At 64.6% G+C, this 16,373-nt stretch carries 15 protein-coding genes; 8 read left to right on the top strand and 7 right to left on the bottom strand.

Going from position 1 to position 16,373, the window contains the following annotated elements; genetic code table 11:
• Positions 1–94: 94 nt before the first annotated feature.
• Entirely contained in the window at positions 95–835 is a 741-nt protein-coding gene (locus tag AC5Y4F_RS00180) for an SDR family NAD(P)-dependent oxidoreductase (protein WP_067937731.1), read from the top strand.
• Positions 836–837: 2 nt separating this feature from the next.
• Here AC5Y4F_RS00180 and AC5Y4F_RS00175 read toward each other — a convergent pair whose 3' ends face one another.
• Both AC5Y4F_RS00175 and AC5Y4F_RS00170 read right to left on the bottom strand, forming a co-directional pair.
• On the bottom strand, positions 838–1,995 hold the full coding sequence (locus AC5Y4F_RS00175; protein WP_067937729.1) for a Zn-dependent alcohol dehydrogenase: 1,158 nt from the start codon (positions 1,993–1,995) through the stop codon (positions 838–840).
• Entirely contained in the window at positions 1,992–3,224 is a 1,233-nt protein-coding gene (locus AC5Y4F_RS00170; RefSeq protein ID WP_067937727.1) for a cytochrome P450, read from the bottom strand. The genes AC5Y4F_RS00175 and AC5Y4F_RS00170 overlap by 4 nt, the downstream gene beginning before the upstream one ends.
• 355 nt (positions 3,225–3,579) lie before the next feature.
• On the opposite strand from AC5Y4F_RS00170, the gene AC5Y4F_RS00165 reads away from it, so the two are divergent.
• The 3 genes from AC5Y4F_RS00165 to AC5Y4F_RS00155 all read left to right on the top strand — a co-directional run bounded on the left by AC5Y4F_RS00165 (position 3,580) and on the right by AC5Y4F_RS00155 (position 7,167).
• Positions 3,580–4,539: an alpha/beta hydrolase gene (locus AC5Y4F_RS00165; protein WP_499994439.1), complete on the top strand. Its 960-nt coding sequence runs from the start codon at positions 3,580–3,582 to the stop codon at positions 4,537–4,539.
• A 221-nt stretch (positions 4,540–4,760) separates the two neighbouring features.
• Entirely contained in the window at positions 4,761–5,912 is a 1,152-nt protein-coding gene (locus AC5Y4F_RS00160) for an acyl-CoA dehydrogenase family protein (RefSeq protein ID WP_067937723.1), read from the top strand.
• Positions 5,913–5,922: 10 nt separating this feature from the next.
• A complete protein-coding gene (locus tag AC5Y4F_RS00155) occupies positions 5,923–7,167 on the top strand; it encodes an acyl-CoA dehydrogenase family protein (RefSeq protein ID WP_067937721.1) in 1,245 nt (414 codons plus the stop codon).
• On the opposite strand, the gene AC5Y4F_RS00150 is transcribed toward AC5Y4F_RS00155, so the two are convergent.
• Positions 7,164–9,131, bottom strand: a complete 1,968-nt coding sequence (locus AC5Y4F_RS00150) for an ATP-binding SpoIIE family protein phosphatase (protein ID WP_067937719.1) — start codon at positions 9,129–9,131, stop codon at positions 7,164–7,166. The genes AC5Y4F_RS00155 and AC5Y4F_RS00150 overlap by 4 nt on opposite strands.
• A gap of 259 nt (positions 9,132–9,390) precedes the next feature.
• Here AC5Y4F_RS00150 and AC5Y4F_RS00145 point away from each other — a divergent pair, with 259 nt between their 5' ends.
• Genes AC5Y4F_RS00145 through AC5Y4F_RS00135 form a run of 3 tightly spaced genes read left to right on the top strand, consistent with a single transcriptional unit; the run spans position 9,391 to position 11,716 of the window.
• Positions 9,391–9,891: an oxidoreductase gene (locus tag AC5Y4F_RS00145; RefSeq protein ID WP_067937716.1), complete on the top strand. Its 501-nt coding sequence runs from the start codon at positions 9,391–9,393 to the stop codon at positions 9,889–9,891.
• A 12-nt stretch (positions 9,892–9,903) separates the two neighbouring features.
• The gene (locus AC5Y4F_RS00140) at positions 9,904–11,394 is read left to right on the top strand and encodes a molybdopterin-dependent oxidoreductase (RefSeq protein WP_067937714.1); all 1,491 of its coding nucleotides are present in this window, start codon (positions 9,904–9,906) and stop codon (positions 11,392–11,394) included.
• A gap of 1 nt (position 11,395) precedes the next feature.
• On the top strand, positions 11,396–11,716 hold the full coding sequence (locus AC5Y4F_RS00135; protein ID WP_067937712.1) for a hypothetical protein: 321 nt from the start codon (positions 11,396–11,398) through the stop codon (positions 11,714–11,716).
• On the opposite strand, the gene AC5Y4F_RS00130 is transcribed toward AC5Y4F_RS00135, so the two are convergent.
• The 4 genes from AC5Y4F_RS00130 to AC5Y4F_RS00115 form a co-directional block, all read right to left on the bottom strand.
• A complete protein-coding gene (locus AC5Y4F_RS00130; protein WP_067937838.1) occupies positions 11,667–12,032 on the bottom strand; it encodes a hypothetical protein in 366 nt (121 codons plus the stop codon). The two genes, AC5Y4F_RS00135 and AC5Y4F_RS00130, sit on opposite strands and share 50 nt — an antisense overlap.
• A gap of 90 nt (positions 12,033–12,122) precedes the next feature.
• A complete protein-coding gene (locus AC5Y4F_RS00125) occupies positions 12,123–13,328 on the bottom strand; it encodes an amidohydrolase family protein (protein WP_067937710.1) in 1,206 nt (401 codons plus the stop codon).
• Between the two features lie 89 nt (positions 13,329–13,417).
• Positions 13,418–14,449, bottom strand: a complete 1,032-nt coding sequence (locus AC5Y4F_RS00120; RefSeq protein WP_067937708.1) for a hotdog fold thioesterase — start codon at positions 14,447–14,449, stop codon at positions 13,418–13,420.
• Positions 14,450–14,629: 180 nt separating this feature from the next.
• Positions 14,630–14,893, bottom strand: a complete 264-nt coding sequence (locus AC5Y4F_RS00115) for a hypothetical protein (RefSeq protein ID WP_067937706.1) — start codon at positions 14,891–14,893, stop codon at positions 14,630–14,632.
• Between the two features lie 142 nt (positions 14,894–15,035).
• Between AC5Y4F_RS00115 and AC5Y4F_RS00110 the strand changes: the two genes are divergently transcribed.
• Positions 15,036–16,370, top strand: a complete 1,335-nt coding sequence (locus AC5Y4F_RS00110) for an adenylate/guanylate cyclase domain-containing protein (protein WP_067937704.1) — start codon at positions 15,036–15,038, stop codon at positions 16,368–16,370.
• Positions 16,371–16,373 lie beyond the last annotated feature (3 nt).

Here is a 16,373-nt window from a genome sequence, read left to right as displayed (position 1 = left end):
AAGGTATCCATCGCGCGGCGATCTGCACCGCCAATGTCGAACTCGCGATGAACTTCTGGCGCGACGGACCGGGATTCACAAACGGGCCGGCCCAATGAGCGCCTCGAGCGCCGTGGTGACCGGGGGTGCATCCGGGATCGGGCGAGAGGTCACTCGACGGCTGAGCGACGCCGGTCACGACGTCGTGGTGTGGGATCTGTCCGGTGGTGACATCGTCTGCGACATCAGCGATCCCGAGGCGGTGTCGGCGGCGATGGAGCGTACCGTGCGCGAGCACGGCACGCCCACCCGGTTAGTGACCTGCGCCGCGATCGGTGCATCGGGTTTGTTGCTCGAGCAGCCGATCGGAGAGTGGGAACGGGTGTTATCGACAAACCTGACCGGCACCTGGCTTACCATTCGCGCTGCGGCGCGGGCCATGATCGACGCCGGGGTCGGCGGATCGATCGTGGCGGTCTCCAGCATCAGCGGCACGGTCCCCGACCGGGACATGGGAGCCTACTGTGTCTCGAAAGCAGGGGTGAACATGCTGGTGAAGGTCGCGGCCGAAGAATGGGGCAGCCAGGGGATCCGGGTGAACGCCGTGGGTCCCGGTGTCACTCGCACACCGATGCTGCCGAATCCGGAGGCCCTGCCTGGGTGGGTGGAAGGACTTTTTGAGAGGACGGCACTGGGCGGGCTGGGCGCTGCCTCCGATGTCGCAGCCGTTATCGTGGGCGTCCTCGAATTACCCTGGGTAACAGGTCAAATCGTGCATGCCGACGGCGGCTTGGCGCTGCACAGCCCGATCGACGCGTATGGTCAACTGCAGCGGGTGCGCAACCGCCCACAATGACCTCAGGAGATCCCGAAATCGATGATGCCCCGCACTATTCTGCCGTTCAGCAAATCGTCGTAGGCGTCATTGACCTCGTCGAGGCGGTAACGCTTGGTTATCATTTCGTCGAGCTGAAGCTGGCCGGTCTCATAGAGCCGGGCCAGTCGAGAGATGTCTGCCTTCGGGTTGCACGAGCCGAATATGGTGCCGGCCAAGGTCTTGTTCATCAAAATGAAGTCCTGCAGGTCGATCTTGACCGACCGGGTCAGCTGCGAGGTCATGCCGGTGAGCACGCAGGTGCCACCCTTGCGGGTGAGTTGCACCGCGTCACGGACGTCCTCTGCGGTGATCAACGACGGTGAGACCACCACCGCGTCGGCCATCACCCCGTATGTCAGTCCCCGCACCAGATCCGACGCCTCGGCGATCGTGGCCGCGCTGTGCGTTGCACCGAAGCGCAGCGCCGACTTCTGTTTGAACTCCACCGGGTCGACCGCCACAATCTGGGCGGCGCCATTGATCCGGGCACCCTGGATCGCGCCCGTGCCGATCCCGCCGACGCCGATCACCGCGACGGTATCGCCGGCGCGCATGTTCGACCGGTTGGCGACCGAACCGTAGCCCGTGGGGATGGCACAGGACAGCAGCGCGCTCGACGTCAGTGGCAGGTGCTGCTCGATCTTGACCAGCGAGTTCGTTGACACCACAGTGTGTTCCGCGAAGGCGCCGATTTTGGCGATGTGACCCAGTCTGCGGCCGTCGGCGGTGTGGTGGCGAAAGGTGCCGTCAGTGGGCATCCCGGGGATCATGGTGCCGATCCCGATGTCGCAAAGGTATTCGATTCCACTTGCACACCAACGACATTGGCCGCACACGGCCACGAACGACATCACCACGTGGTCTCCGGGAGCGAAGTCGGTGACGCCGGGGCCGACCTCCCGCACGATGCCGGAGCCCTCATGGCCACCGATCGTCGGGAACATGGTCGGCAGCCCCATCGATCGCATCACCTCATTGGGCGCTGACATGTCGCCTTTGAGGATGTGGTCGTCGGAGTGGCACAAGCCGGCGGCTGCCATCTGCACCAGGACCTCGCCGGCCTTGGGGGGATCGAGCTCGAATTCCTCGACCGACCACGGCCCGCCGACGTCGTGCAGGATTGCTGCGCGGCTTCTCATGCGGCGGGGACGAACGTGACCGGAAGCTTGTTCGGCGATCGGAAGGTGAGCCCGACGATCCTGGACTCCTCTCCGGTTCCGTCGTCGGGTGCGAACGCGAGATGTTCGACGCGGTCCAACAGGCTGTTCAGCATGACCCGCGTTTCCAGCCGGGCCAGGTGCATGCCGAGGCACATGTGGATACCGCCGGCGAAGGCGATGTGGGATTGGCGCGGCCGGCCGATGTCGAACCTTTCGGGATCGGTCCAGCGGCTCTCGTCGCGATTGGCCGAGCCCATACACATGTCGATCTGGGCCTCAGCCGGGATTGTCTTACCGCCGATCTCGACCTCCTCGGTCGTGGTGCGCGTGACCATGGTCAGTGGCGTTTCGAACCGGAGGCCTTCCTCGATCGCCATTGGGATCAAGGACCGGTCCTCGGTGACCATCGCCAACTGCTCGGGGTGGGTCAGCAGCAGGTACAGAAGGTTGCCCGACGAGCGGTAGGTGGTCTCCAGTCCGGCCGGCAGCAGCAATCGCAGGAAGGCGATGATGGCCTCGTCGGTGAGCTTATCCCCGTCGATCTCGGCGGCCACGAGGTCGCCGATGATGTCATCGGTGGGCTTGCGCCGGCGCTGCTCGACCTGTTTGAGGAAGTAGTCGTAGAGTTCCGCGGCGGCGTTCAATCCCGCCACGATGTCCGTCGGGATCGAGATCAGATCAAGGGACTGCCGCCGGAAGAAATCCAGATCTTCGGCGGGCAGACCGAGCAGCGTCGAGATGATCCGCGTGGGGAATTCGAAAGTCACCGCCTTCACCAGATCGGCGTACCCATCGTCCTTGATTTCGTCGACCAGCTGATCGCACACCGGCCCGATGACCGACGGTTCCCAGCGCTCCAGCGCGGTCGCCCGGAACGCCTTGGCCACCAGGTTGCGGTGGTCGTGGTGTTCCCTGCCGCCCATCGCCAGGATGGTGTGTCCCATCACCAGCCCGATCGTCTTGTCGTAGGCGGCCGACGTGAAGATCCGGTCGTCGCGAAAGGCCTGGGCTACACCGTCGTAATTGAACAGCACCCACTCGTCGCTGGGCCGCAGCTCTTCCGGCAATTGGCTGTTATCGCTGAGCGAACCGTGCCACACCGGGTCGGTGTGCCGCATGTGTTCAAAGAACGGGTAGGGACTGGTCTCACCGGTGAAATCGAGTGAGGGTACAACAGGCTGACCACTCGGGTCGGCGCTGAGCGTCATCTGCGCTCCTCCTGAACAACCGATAAGGCCGTTCCGCGGACCGCATTGCGAGCGCCCGCGAGATCCACGGCGGGTTAGATCGAGCTGAAAATAGCTATCATAGTATAGATAGCAACGAAGCCCAATGTCTTGGATGGCCGAGCCGAACGCGGCCATCTCGGCTCTGCCGAAAACCTCCTGCGTAGGGCCGGTTTCCTCCGCAACTTCCGGGTCGCCCGGCGCGCTTCGCGACGCCGGGCACCCGGTGTGTGTCAGCACCTAAAAGCGCAGGTCTACCTTGAAAGTGGTTTCCGGTAAGCCGCACCTTCTGGGACCGCCGATGAGCCAGCACGACGAGCCCGAAAAACGAGTTGATATGACCCAGACCAATTTGGCCCGGCCGCACGGCCTTAGCCGCATCGATCCGGTGTTGCGCGATGCCGCCGTAAAGTTGGGCGCCTTCGAATTCCGCGCCGAGACGCTGCCGGCCGAGCGGGAACACGCCAATCTGCTGGCCGCGCAGCGCGCCGCGGCCGCCGATACCACTGGGGTCTGGATCGAATCGCGATCCATCACCGGTCCGGACGGTCAGCGGCTGGGCCTGCGTCTGTATCGCGGGCGCACCGAATCCTCCGCGCCGCTGGTGCTGTATGCCCACGGCGGCGGATTCGTTACCGGGAACCTGGAAACCGACCATGCGCACTGCGTGGAGCTGGCGCGTGACGGCGATTGCCTGGTGGTTTCGGTCGATTACCGGCTGGCCCCCGAAAATCCGTGCCCGGCCGCGCTCGACGATGTCGAGGCGGCCTTCCGTTACGCCGTCGAGAACAGCGCGGAGCTGGACGCCGACGCCGGCCGCATCGCGGTGATGGGCCGCGATGCCGGCGCGGCACTGGTCGCGGGTCTGACCCAGCGCATGTTCGACCAGGAAGGGCCGGCGATCCTGATGCAGATCCTGCACCAGCCGATGCTCGATTCGGATGCCACGCCGTCACGCCGCGAATTCCAGCGAACCCCCGGTCTGAACGGCCCGGCCGTGAGCCGGGCATGGAGCCACTACCTGGGCCACGCCAGCGCCAACGGCCAGCACGTCCCCGCGCACCGGGCCAACCTCGAAGGCCTGCCGCCCACATTCATCAGCTGCTCCGAGATCGATCCGTGCCGCGACGAGGCCATCGACTATGCCAACCGGCTCTTGCACGCCTACGTGCACACCGAATTGCACGTGATCACCGCGACCTTCAACGGCTTCGACTCGATGGTCCCCGATTGGGTTGTTTCACAGGAGAATCGGGCGTTGCACGCGCAGGCGGTGCGCCGCATGTTCGCGATGTAGCGCAACCGCGTTGCGGCGACCCTGGCGGTGTGTCGTATCTCGTGGTCGCGTGACTCGTCCCGGTTTTTACCGACTGAACTCCGGTATCTCTTACCGTATTGCACGTTGCTAACATCAGAATCGCCAGCCAACCGAGGACCGATCGGGCGGATGATCAAATACGCAAACCGTTTCCGTTGCAGCCGCAGCGATCGAATGTCAAGAAGGATCCCCTCGGCACTATGACCACCCTCGACTCTCCGGAAAAAATTCTCTTCACGTCGACCACCCAAGCGTTCCTGGAAAAGGAAGCGCCGCTGCGCCGAGTTCGGGAGCTGCACGCCGCAGGTAAGTCATTCGACCCCGCGTGGTGGCAACGCGCGGCGGAGCTCGGCTGGACGGGTCTGCTCGTGCCGGAGGAGTTGGGCGGCGGAAGCGTTTCGGAGAACGGCTTCGCCGATCTGGCGATGGTCGCCGAACAACTCGGCAAGACAGTCGCGCCCGGACCGCTGTACCCGGTCAGCACCGTGCTGGCCGGACTTGTCGAGTGCGCAAACTCCGACGAGCACGCCGAAGCCATCGAGGCGCTGATATCGGGCGAAAAGGTGGCGTCATGGGCGGTCTATGAGCCGGGCAAGGGTTGGGCACCGCTGCAGCCATCGGTCACGGCCACCCAAACCGACGTCGGCTACCGCATCGACGGTGTCAAAGACCGCGTCGAAGCGGGCGCCCAGAGCGCGGCGCTGCTGGTAGTGGCGCGCAGCGGCACCGATCCCGCCGAGATTTGCCAGTTTCTTGTTCCGACGGACACGCCGGGGGTCCGCATAGAGCCGCAGCAGTCGGTCGATCTGGTCAAGCAGTACGCCCGGGTGTACTTCGACGGTGTCGTGGTGCCAAGGTCGGCGGCCGTCGGAGCTGCCGACGAGACGGCTGCACTCGTCGATCGACAAAGCCAGATCGCCCAGGTGCTGCAATGCGCCGAAGTGATCGGTGCCCTGCAGACCGTATTCGACCTCACCGTGCAGTGGGCGCTGGACCGACACACCTTCGGCCGTCCGTTGGCGTCGTACCAGGCCCTCAAACACAAATTCGCCGACATGAAGCTCTGGCTGGAAGCCTGCCGCGCCACCACGTCGGTGGCGGTCGCCGCCGTGGCCGCCCGCGCGCCGGAAGCGAAGTTGTCAGCCAGCATCGCCAAGTCCTACGTGGGCGAGATGGCGGGTCAGATCGTGCACGGGTGCGTGCAGATGCACGGTGGCATCGGCGTCACCTGGGAACACGACCTGCACCTCTATCTCCGACGGATCACCTTATACCGCAACATGTTTGGCACTCCAGAGGAACATAATCTGCGGGTATACGAGTTCGAGAAGGCGGGTCGCTCCGCGAAATGACCAAGAACCGATGACGTCGACCGAGTCCGTTGCGCAGTTCGCCGCCCGGGCCAGGGCATGGCTGGCCGACAACATGCCGGCCATCGACAGCGAGGCACCGCCCGCCGCCCCGCGCGATGAGGAGCGATCGTGGCTGCGGGCCAGGAAACTGCAAAAGCGGTTATACGACGGCGGATTCGCCGGCATCTGCTTTCCCCGCGAATACGGCGGCCTCGGGCTGGACTACGAATACCAGCAGGCATTCGACGCCGAATCCCTCACATACGAGATGCCGTTGATTCTCAACATCCCTACGTTCACGATCTGCTGCGCCACACTGCTCGACACCGGCAGCGAAGAGCAGAAGAAGAAGCACATCGCCGCCGCGCTACGCGGCGAGGAGGTGCTGGTCCAGCTGCTGAGTGAACCCAGCGGTGGATCGGACCTGGCGGGCGTCCTCACCCGGGCGGAGCGGCGTGGTGACCGTTGGATCATCAACGGCGCCAAGACCTGGAGCACGAGCGCGTTCGCCGCCGATTACGGCCTATGTCTGGCCCGCACCAACTGGGACGCGCCCAAGCACGAGGGTCTGACGATGTTCCTAGTGCCCATCGCCCATCCCGGAATCACATTGCGGCGGATCACGATGCTGACCGGTTCGACCGAGTTCTGCGAGGAGTTCCTCGACGATGTCGACGTCGGGGATGACGCCGTCGTCGGCGAGGTCGACGGCGGCTGGGCGGTGGCATCCCGGCAGCTGTATCACGAACGTCGGGCGGTGGGGCAGGGGTCCGAGTTCGCCAGCGGCAGCGGCAGCGAGGGCGGCAATGCGATTCCGGTCGACTACGTGGCGCTAGCGGAGAAGACCGGGCAGGCCGACAACGAACGCGTGCTCGAGATGGCCGGTCGCGCCCTGGTGCACCGTGCGGTAGCCGAGCAGCTGATCGGACACGTGTATCGCAGCGTCAGAGACGGTGTGCTGCCGCCGGCCGCCGGGACGCTCATCCGGCTGTTCCACTCCGAGGCCACGACCACCGGCATCGACACGGCCCTGGCTATCGCCGGAAGTGCCGGCGTTGTGGGGGAACAGGGCACCGGACTCGAAACGGGCCTGCGGTATCTATCCCGCCAGACCGTGGCCATCGGCGGCGGCACCACCGAGATGGCCCGCAACGTCATCGGCGAGCGGGTGCTGGGCTTCCCGCGAGAATACGCCGCCGATCGCGGGGTGCCGTTCAACCAGGTGCGGCACGGCGAACGGACCGACCGTGCCTAACCCTCGGCAACGAGGTTCTCGACGAGGCCGCTGACCACCGGGAGCTGCACCAGCGACAGGACGTGGTGTGCGGGGGTTCCCGGTGACGCCACCAGCACGTACTCGCTGCCCTGTCGGTGCGCTCGCTCGCGCGCCGCGGCCAGCGCGCTGAGGCCCGCCGACCCGAGGTGGGTGACCGCGCTGAGATCGACCGTCAAAGGCGCGATACCGGAACGGCTTTCGACTGCGATCTGACGGTCCAGGATGATCGCGGTGTTGGAGTCGACGTCGCCCGTGACGACGATGCGCCCCGGTTCGCTGACCTCGCAGACGAATTCTGCATTGATTGACCGCCGATGGGTCGTCTGGACGGCGGGCGCGTATGTGACGAAAGTCGCCGGCCGCGCGAGTCGGTGCGTCACGCTGGCGGTCGTCCCATCGGCTCCATGGCTGACGTGCGCCTCCGACACCAGCGCCTCGGCCATCGCGAGGCCGCGTCCCCGGCCGGCCTCGCCCTCGCGGTGATCCTTCCACCGTCCATGGTCGGTCACCGAGGCGTGCAGGTTGCCATCGCCGGACAGCTTCGCCTCGACGACAACGCCGTCGGGAACCTCTGTGCCATAACCGTGCTCGACCGCATTCTCGACGAACTCCGATACGGCGTGCACCACATCGGAGATGTCGTCGCTATCGGCCCCGATCTCCGACAGCCATTGCCTCAGGCGGGATCGAACCGTACGTGCGGCCCGGATGGTCGCATCCAGTGTCAGGTGCAGCGGCGCGGGTGGGGTCCGGCGTTGCGCCGCAAGGAGTGTCACGTCGTCGCTGTAGCCCGTGGGGCGCAGCAGAAATTCCAGCGTCTCCGAGCAGATCCGGTCGATCGGCCGTACCGCCGACTCGATGACGAAGCCGCGCTGGCCGCCGACGATATTTGCGGTCAGTTCGGCGAATTCGGCGGTGCTGGCGCCCAGTGGCCGGCCGGGCCTCTCGATCAGGCCGTCGGTGTACAGCAGGATCGAGTCGCCCACGTCAAGGAATTCGGCGCGTATCGGAAAGCCGGTGCCGCTGCCCAGCGGGCCCGCCCCGGAAGGCTCGAGATAGCGGGCGGTGGCGTCCGCGGCCACCAGCAGGGGCGGCGGGTGTCCTGCGGTGCAATAGCGGAATTCTCCGGTGTCGAAGTCGAGTGAAGCGACGCAGATCGTGGCCATGTTCGAACCGGGGACGTGCTTGCGGAATCGATCGACCGCTTCGAGCGCTTCGGCGATGGGATATCCCGACAGGACCTGCATCCGCAGCGCGGTCCGCAGCTGAGACATCGCCGCCGCCGCTTTGACGCCGTGGCCGACCACGTCCCCGACGGCGAGCACCAGCCGGTCCCCGAGGGGTATCGCGTCAAACCAGTCGCCGCCGGCCGCGGTGTCGTCGGCGGCGACGAGGTACTGCGCGCTCACGTCCGCGCCGGGAACGATCGGCACCGACGGCGCCAATAGCGCCTGCTGCATGATGGTGGCGGAATCGCGGACGTTGCGATACCGCTCGGACAGCTCCTCGAGACGTGCCTCGGCGGCGATCCGCATCTGCACCCGGCTGGTGACGTCGACGAAGGCCAGCTGTACGCCCTCGACCGAGCCGTCCTCTGCTCGTCGCGGTGTGACGATGAAGTCGAAGAAGCGCTCCTGCGCGCGGCCCGCGCCTTCGAAGTCTGCCTGCACCCGCCATTCGGAACCCGATTGCGGCTCACCCGTTTGGTACACCCGGTCGAACATCTGAAAAATTTGTTGGCTCTCCAGCTCGGGATAAACCTCGCGTGCAAGTAGCCCAATTGGGTCGATCGGCGGGCCGAGCGCGCGGTAAGCCGCATTGACCGCGACAAATCGGTGGTCGGGCCCCTCGAGTCCGACCAACAGCGCGGGAACATTCTCGAAGACGCGGCGTACGTCGCCTGCCGCACCGACGGTTCTGTCCCAGTCGTTTTCGGCCACCATCTGGCCGTTCCTCCTAGCGGCTTCCGGGCAGCCCCGCAAAGCTGGGCCGAGTAGAAAACCGGGTCAAATGGCTGACCTATTCGGACACGCAGTTATTCAGATTAGCAATGGTTGTTGCATGCGTATTGCACCGGTTTGATAGCTGCCTGCGGGGTGCCGGCGAATTAGGTGGCAAATGAATTGACGGCTGCGAAAATCGACGACCTGTCAAAGCGCGCGCAGGCCGTTTGTGGCCGGATAGGGCGGGTATCTCGCAGTCGTGGCCAATCTCGTGGCGCGACGTACGACGGCGCTTTGGCGGCGTCTCCTATCGTCACGGGTGCTTACCCTGAACGGCTGGGTGGCGTTCAACCTGCCCCGGACGGTGACCGCGCTGGGCGGGGCGTTACTGACCGGTCTGGTCGCGGTGCACGTTTACGTGCTGATCAAAGAGCCGGACGTGCCCGGATATTTCGTCGCCTACGTGTTGGCGCTGGCATTGGCGTGCCTGACCGCGGCGAGTGCCACGGTGGTCGGCATCAGAGCCGCTGTGCCCCAGGCCGGTTGGTATCTCGGCAGCTTGGTCTGCTTGGCGTTTCTCAGCGTGTATCTGATCACCCGCTGGGTCAGCCTGCCGGGGCTCGCCACGGTGACCGGCCGATGGGACTTCGCACCCGGAACATTGGGGATGGCTTGTGCGGCAGGGTTTATCGCCGTGCACACGACCGTGCTGTCGGGCATCAACGTGGCCTACCCGCGACGCCGGCAGTGGTACGACTGACAGGGCTGGGACATGACGACGTTGGACTATCCGGTATGGCTGCGCATCGATCATTGGCTGAACGTTCTGTTCGTGACCCTGATCCTGCGAAGTGGTCTCGAGATTCTGGCCACCCACCCGAAGTTGTACTGGCACGACGACAGCAGGCCGGGCTCGGAATGGGCACGATTCACCCGAAAGGTGATGCCACGCGACAAGATCTACGACACCCTCGACGAGGAAGAGGACTACAGCCCGTTCATCTCGCTGCCCGGCCGCGCGCAGCTCGGAGTGGGGCGCCACTGGCACTTCTTCGTGGTCATCGGCTGGATTCTGCTGGGGCTGTCTTACTACATCTTGCTGTTCGCAACCGGGCAATGGCATCGCTACTGGCCCGCCTCATGGTCGATCTTTCCCGAAGCATGGGACGACATCGTTACCTACCTGACGTTCAATTTGCCGCCGGTGTTGCCCGGTGAGCCGTTGGACGCCATTCAGAAGCTGACCTACGCCGGCGTCATCTTTGTCCTTGCACCGTTTCAGATCCTGACCGGCGCCGCGCAGTCTCCGGCCATCGAGGCACGGTTCCCGTGGTACGTCCAAATGTGGGGCGGTCGCCAATGGGCCCGAAGCCTGCACTTCTTCGGCCTACTCGTCTTCCTGGTCTTCATCGTGATTCACCTGTCGATGATTTTCTTCTGGGGTTGGGGCAGGCTCACCGCGTCGATGATTTTCGGCGCGGTCCGCAATACGTATTGGGCGACGGCCATCTCCCTGCTGATCATTACGGCGATCGTCGCCGTCCATGTCGCGGCGACGATCTGGAGTCTTCGCAACCCACGGTCGGTACAGCGCGTGCTGGGCGCGGTTGTCACCGCGGTTCGCCTGCTGTTGCTGCGCCCGCTGAATTCACGGCAGAACTATCCGGCGCACAAGATCTCCAAGCAGCACCGGATCAACGGAAAGCCGCCCACCAGCACGGAATACAAAGTGATGGCGGTGCACAATTTCGTGGACTGGCGGCTGCGGGTCGGCGGGTTGGTGGAGAACCCGGTGACCCTGGATCTCAGTGCGCTGCGCGCGCTGGCCGAGTCCGAAACGCAATGTGTGCTGCACAATTGCGTTCAGGGCTGGACCAGCATCGGCGAATGGACCGGAGTTCATTTGAGTCAGCTCGTGGACTTGGTGCGACCGCTGCCACAAGCGCGCTACATCTGCTTTTTGACCATGCAGGACAACAGCACCGACGAGCCGGCGTCACATGGCGGAGGTCAGTTCTATGAGGTGCTCGACCTCGAGTTCGCCGACAAGCCGCAGACTCTGCTCGCTTACGAGATGAATGGCGCACCGCTGCCCATCAAGCACGGTGCGCCCCTGCGCCTACGGGTGGAAACCCAGGTCGGTTTCAAAATGGCCAAGTGGATCAACCAGATCGAATTCGTCGAGGACTATGCCGGGATCGGCATGGGCACAGGCGGTTGGCGTGAGGATCGCGTCTACTACGACAAGGACGTGGAAATCTGAGATGACCGAACGGGTGATCGACGGAATCGGGTCACGGCCTGAGCTGATCAGCTTGGACACGGTGGCACACCATCGCGTGCTCGAGCAGATCGCGGCGAAGGGCGGACATTGCGAAGCATGCGGCGCAACGGATTTCGCCGTCGGTGATGCGCTCTATCTGGGTTTTCTGTTCTTGAACGAAGATGTTGATGCGTACATGGTGGCCCTGACCTGTCGCAACCCGGACTGTCCCAAGCCGCGGACCGCGATCACGTTGCGCGACATGGAGTTTCTCACCTACGCAGCAAGTTCGGGCGCTTCCGGAGGCGACGCCCCCCGCTAGCCTGACCGTCCGCCGATCCCGGAAGTCGCGGCCGAGCCAGGTCGAATCGCTCTACCAGCGGAGCCAACTCGCGAAGCTGGTCGCACAGCGATCGAAACCGCTGCCGATCGTCGTTGCCGAGTTGCCCCAGCGAATCGTAATAGGCCATGCGCGGCAGTCGTCCCGCAAGCGCGGCGCCCCACCTGATGCTCAGGTCGTAGATCTCTTCGTCGTCGACGTCGTCACGCTGTCCGAGGTGTTGGAGCGCCTCGATCTGCTCGGTGAGGAACGCGACGTCGTCATCGATACTGACCAGCGAGCGGCCTTCTGATGCCACGCTCATCAGCCCCTTCCTTGGCCCGGGGACGCTCATGCCGACGAGTACCCGACGGCGGTCCGGCTACACCGAACCGCCGTCGGGCAACGATCAGGCCGACACCGGCTTTTTGGCCGGCGCGGAAACCTTCATGAGCTTCATCAGGTTGCCGCCCATGATCTTGGCGACGTCCTCTTCGGAGAAATCGGTGAGTTCGTCGACGAAGGTGATGGGGTCTTTCAGGCCCTCGGGGTGGGGCCAGTCGGAGCCGAACATCACCCGGTCGGTGCCGACCATGTTTACGATCTCGGTGAACCGGTCCTCCCAGAACGGGGTGATGTACACGCACCGCTTGAACGCGTCAATCGGGTTCTCGCTGAACGCTTGTGGCATCTTCTTGTAGACGCCCTTGAGTCCCTTGAACAGATCCGGCACCCAGTCCGCGCCGTTCTCGATCGACAGGATGCGCAGTTCCGGGTTGCGGGACAAGGCGCCGTGGCACACCAGCGCACCCATCGCGTCGATGATCGGCCGGTGGCCCATCACCAGGCTGCGGAAGGGGGTCGGCTTGAACGGCAGGAACTCGTCGCCGGGCTCCCACACGTTGGCGAATTCCGAGTAACCGCTGTCGGACGCGTGCATCGACACCGGGATGCCGGCCTTTATGCAGGCCTGCCAGAACGGGTCGAACTCCTCGAGGCCGAACGATCGGCTGCCCTTGTAGCCGGGAACCGGCGCCGGGCGCACCAGGACGGTGCGGGCGCCGCGCTCGAGGACCCATTCGAGTTCTTCGAGCGCCCGCTCGACGATCGGCAGGGTGATCACCGGGGTGGCGAAGATGCGGTCCTGGTAGTTGAACGACCACTGCTCGTGCATCCACTGGTTCAGCGCGTGGATGACGTCGTGGGTCATCTCCGGGTCGTCCTTCATGCGCTCCTCGACCAGGCTGGCCAGCGTCGGGAACATCAGGGCGTAGTCGATGCCCAGCTCGTCCATGACCTCGAGGCGCGCGCCGGGTTCGCGGAAGGCGGGGATGGCCTTCATCGGCTCCCCGAGAATTTCGCGGTAGCTCTTGCCCTGCGCGCCGTTGCGGAAGTAGTCCTCCTGGGCGCCCGGCTTGGCGACCTTCTCGAAGGTCGGGTTGGGGATGTACTCGCTGATGTGGCCGCGCACAACAATTTTGGTGCGACCGCGTACCTGCACGTAGTCGATGACGTGCTTGCGCTTGTCCGGAAGGTATTTGGTCAGCGCTTCCTGCGGCTCGTACATGTGGTTGTCGGCGTCGAACACGGGGAAGGAAAGTTCGCGAGAGGGCATGGCGATCTCCTTGCAAAGTCCTAGATTTTCACTGCCTGGTAATGACGTTACCACTTCTGTGTAGTCAGGTGTCTCGGCCCTCGGCCGGCTTAGCCCTCCGGCCAGCTTGGAAGCTGGGGTCTGGTCCCGTCGATGACGGCGAAGTTGACGGTCGCCGTGGCCAGCAGCTCGTCGTCGCCGTCCCCATAGATGTCGACTTGCATGACCATCGCGCGCCGCCCGGACCGCAACATCCGGGGCACCGCGAATGCCGCGCCCTGCCGTACTGGCCGCAGGTAGCGGATGAACAGATCCGCGGTGGTCATCGTGGTGCCCGGCTGCAGATAATCAAGCCCGAATTGTCCCCCCGCCACATCCACCAGCGTGGCGATCAATCCGCCCTGTAACGCCCCGGAGGTGTTGACCACCGCCGGACTCACCGGCATGGTCATGGCGAATTCGCCGTTGCGGGTGCTGGGGCGCATGCCGATCTGGCTGAACAGCTCGGACAGGGACGGGGCGGCCGATTCTTCGTCGGCGTCGCGGATGCCCAGGGCGCGGCTGCAGAAGTCATAGAGCTGCCCGACATCGACCGGTGTCCCGTTCAATTCCGAACCGAGCCAATGTAATCGCTGCGCGCCCATCATCGTCTGCATGACGATGGCGGCCGCTGCGCGGACGTCCAAACCGGGGTTGAAGACGCCCTCGGTGATGCCCTGGCCGACGATGTCGCAAATCAGGTCGTGCAGGGGAGAGAGCACGCGGGCGTATTCGCGCGGCCGAGTCTCGGCCAGGTGCTGGTTGTAGAGGGTCAATGCGCGATTGAGGCTGTCCTGGGTGCTCGACTCCGGTTGCCGGCTGAGCCGGTCGATCAGCAATTTCAGTGCCGAGGTGCTGTCCAGTCCCGTGGTTTCGGCGCGCCACGTCTGCACCGATTGGGCGATGGTTCGATCGAACAGCGCCAGCAGCAGTTCGTCCTTGCTGTTGAAGTGTTGATAAAAGGCTCTCAGCGACGTCTTGGAGCGCGCGACCACCTCTTGCACGGTGAAGTCGGTGCGCCCGGTTTCGCCCAGTATTGCGACAGCGGTTTTGATGAAGCGGTCGCCACGCGTGATTTCGCCGTCATCGTTGGGGTCGGCCATGAGCGCTTGGTCCCCTTCCATAGCGCGCAGGTCGCGCTATGAGAATGAGGTTACCGCGAGTCGCCGCGAAGGGAAGTGCGGCTCACGCCTTGGGGCACAAGATACCGAGTATTTGCGGGCAGTTGTCTCTGGTGATGAGTGCCCGCGGCGGTGGCGGCTTCGGCGGGGGTTGTCGCCGTCTTAGATCATGTTGGAGATGCTACCCATCCCGGGCCAGAGGTAGTAGTAGGTGTGGCAGACGTTCATGTCCCAGCCACGGAACGGGTCCGTGACATGGTTACCGGTCGCCGGCAGCGGCTCGCCCGGGCACCACTGGTGTGCCGGGCCCCGATCGGGGTTATCCGCCTGGGCGGTGCCTGCGGTGAGTCCGGCACCGGCAACCGCCGGGCCGCTCGACATCAGTACACCGGCGATAAGCCTTTTCATCGTGTGGATGGCGGCCACGACGCGTTGCTTTCACTGCTGTCGGCCGGTTGCCGACGATGAGCAAAAGTCTTGCGTCTGATTCTGCTACCGATCCCAACCTTTCCGCCGTTGAGCAGCAGAAACGTCTGCCAATCCGGTCCTGCGGAAATAGACTTCCGCAATGTTCTCGGAGACGCGTTACGCGATGAACGGCGACCTGCATGTCGCCTACCGCGCATCGCCCGAGGGTGAGCGCGACATCGTATTCGTCTCCAACTGGATCACGAACTGCGAAGTCTTCCCCGAGTCGCCGTCTATTCACGGTTGGGTCGAGGCAATGACCTCGCTTGGTCGGCTGATCTTCTTCGACCAGCCGGGCACCGGCGCATCCGACTTCGTCACGGCGGATGAGCTCCCGAACATGGAGCAGTGGGCCGACAGCATCACCGCGGTGCTGGATCATCTGGGCAGCCGCGAAGCGGTTCTGGTCGCGATCGACGGCGCCTTCGCGCCGGCCGCGCTCTTCGCGGCCACGCATCCGTCCCGCACGACGGCGCTGATCGCCCTCGAGTGCTACGCGGATCCCTTGGCCGAAGGCGTCCAAGGAAAGAAGCTCGAGGAAGGCGCCGCTGCGGCCTTCGCCCTGTGGGGCACGGGCGAGACCCTGCATGCGACCAACCCGGACATGCCGTGGAACGAGGAGATCCGCGCGGCTTGGGCCCGACTCGAACGGTTGACGTCGAGCCCGCGGACGGTCGCCCTCATGCAGCCAGTGTTCGCCAAACAGGATGTGCGGGCCGTCCTGCCGACCATTCGCGTGCCCACGCTCGTCGTCCATCACTCCGACGACGAGTTCATCGCTCCCGCACAGGGCAGGTACATCGCCGATCACATACCGGGCGCGAAGTATGTCGAGCTTCCGGGGCGCAACCTCTACCACATTGTCGAGCCGTGGCGTGAGTCCTTTCAGCAGATCGCGGAGTTCCTCACCGGCCACCAGCCCGAGGTCTCCGACGACCGGGTTCTTGCCACGGTGCTCTTCACCGACATCGTCGACTCGACGCGTCGGGCTGCGCAGATGGGTGACCGTGACTGGCGTGCGTTGCTCGATGCGCACGACGCGGTCGTGCGGGTGCAGCTCGCCCGGTTTCGGGGACGCGAGGTCAACACATCCGGCGACGGTTTTCTTGCGACGTTTGACGGCCCGCAGCGAGCGATCCGCTGCGCCATGGCGATTCGTGATGCGGTGCAGGCGCTCGGCATCCAGGTGCGTGCCGGGTTGCACACCGGCGAGTGCGAGATCCGTGGCGATGACATCGGTGGGATCGGGGTGCATATCGGGGCGCGCGTGAGCGCACTGGCCGGCCCAAACGATGTGCTGGTGTCAAGCACGTTGCGCGACCTTGTCATCGGGTCGGGGCTCGAGTTCGAGGACCGCGGCTCTCACGGGCTGAAAGGCGTGCCCGGCGAGTGGCGCCTCTTCGCCGTCGGACCGGTAACGCGAAGCCCGCGTTGAGTC

The sequence above is a fragment of the Mycobacterium sp. NGS56 genome (assembly GCF_059812425.1).
This window is presented reverse-complemented; position numbering and strand designations above follow the sequence as displayed.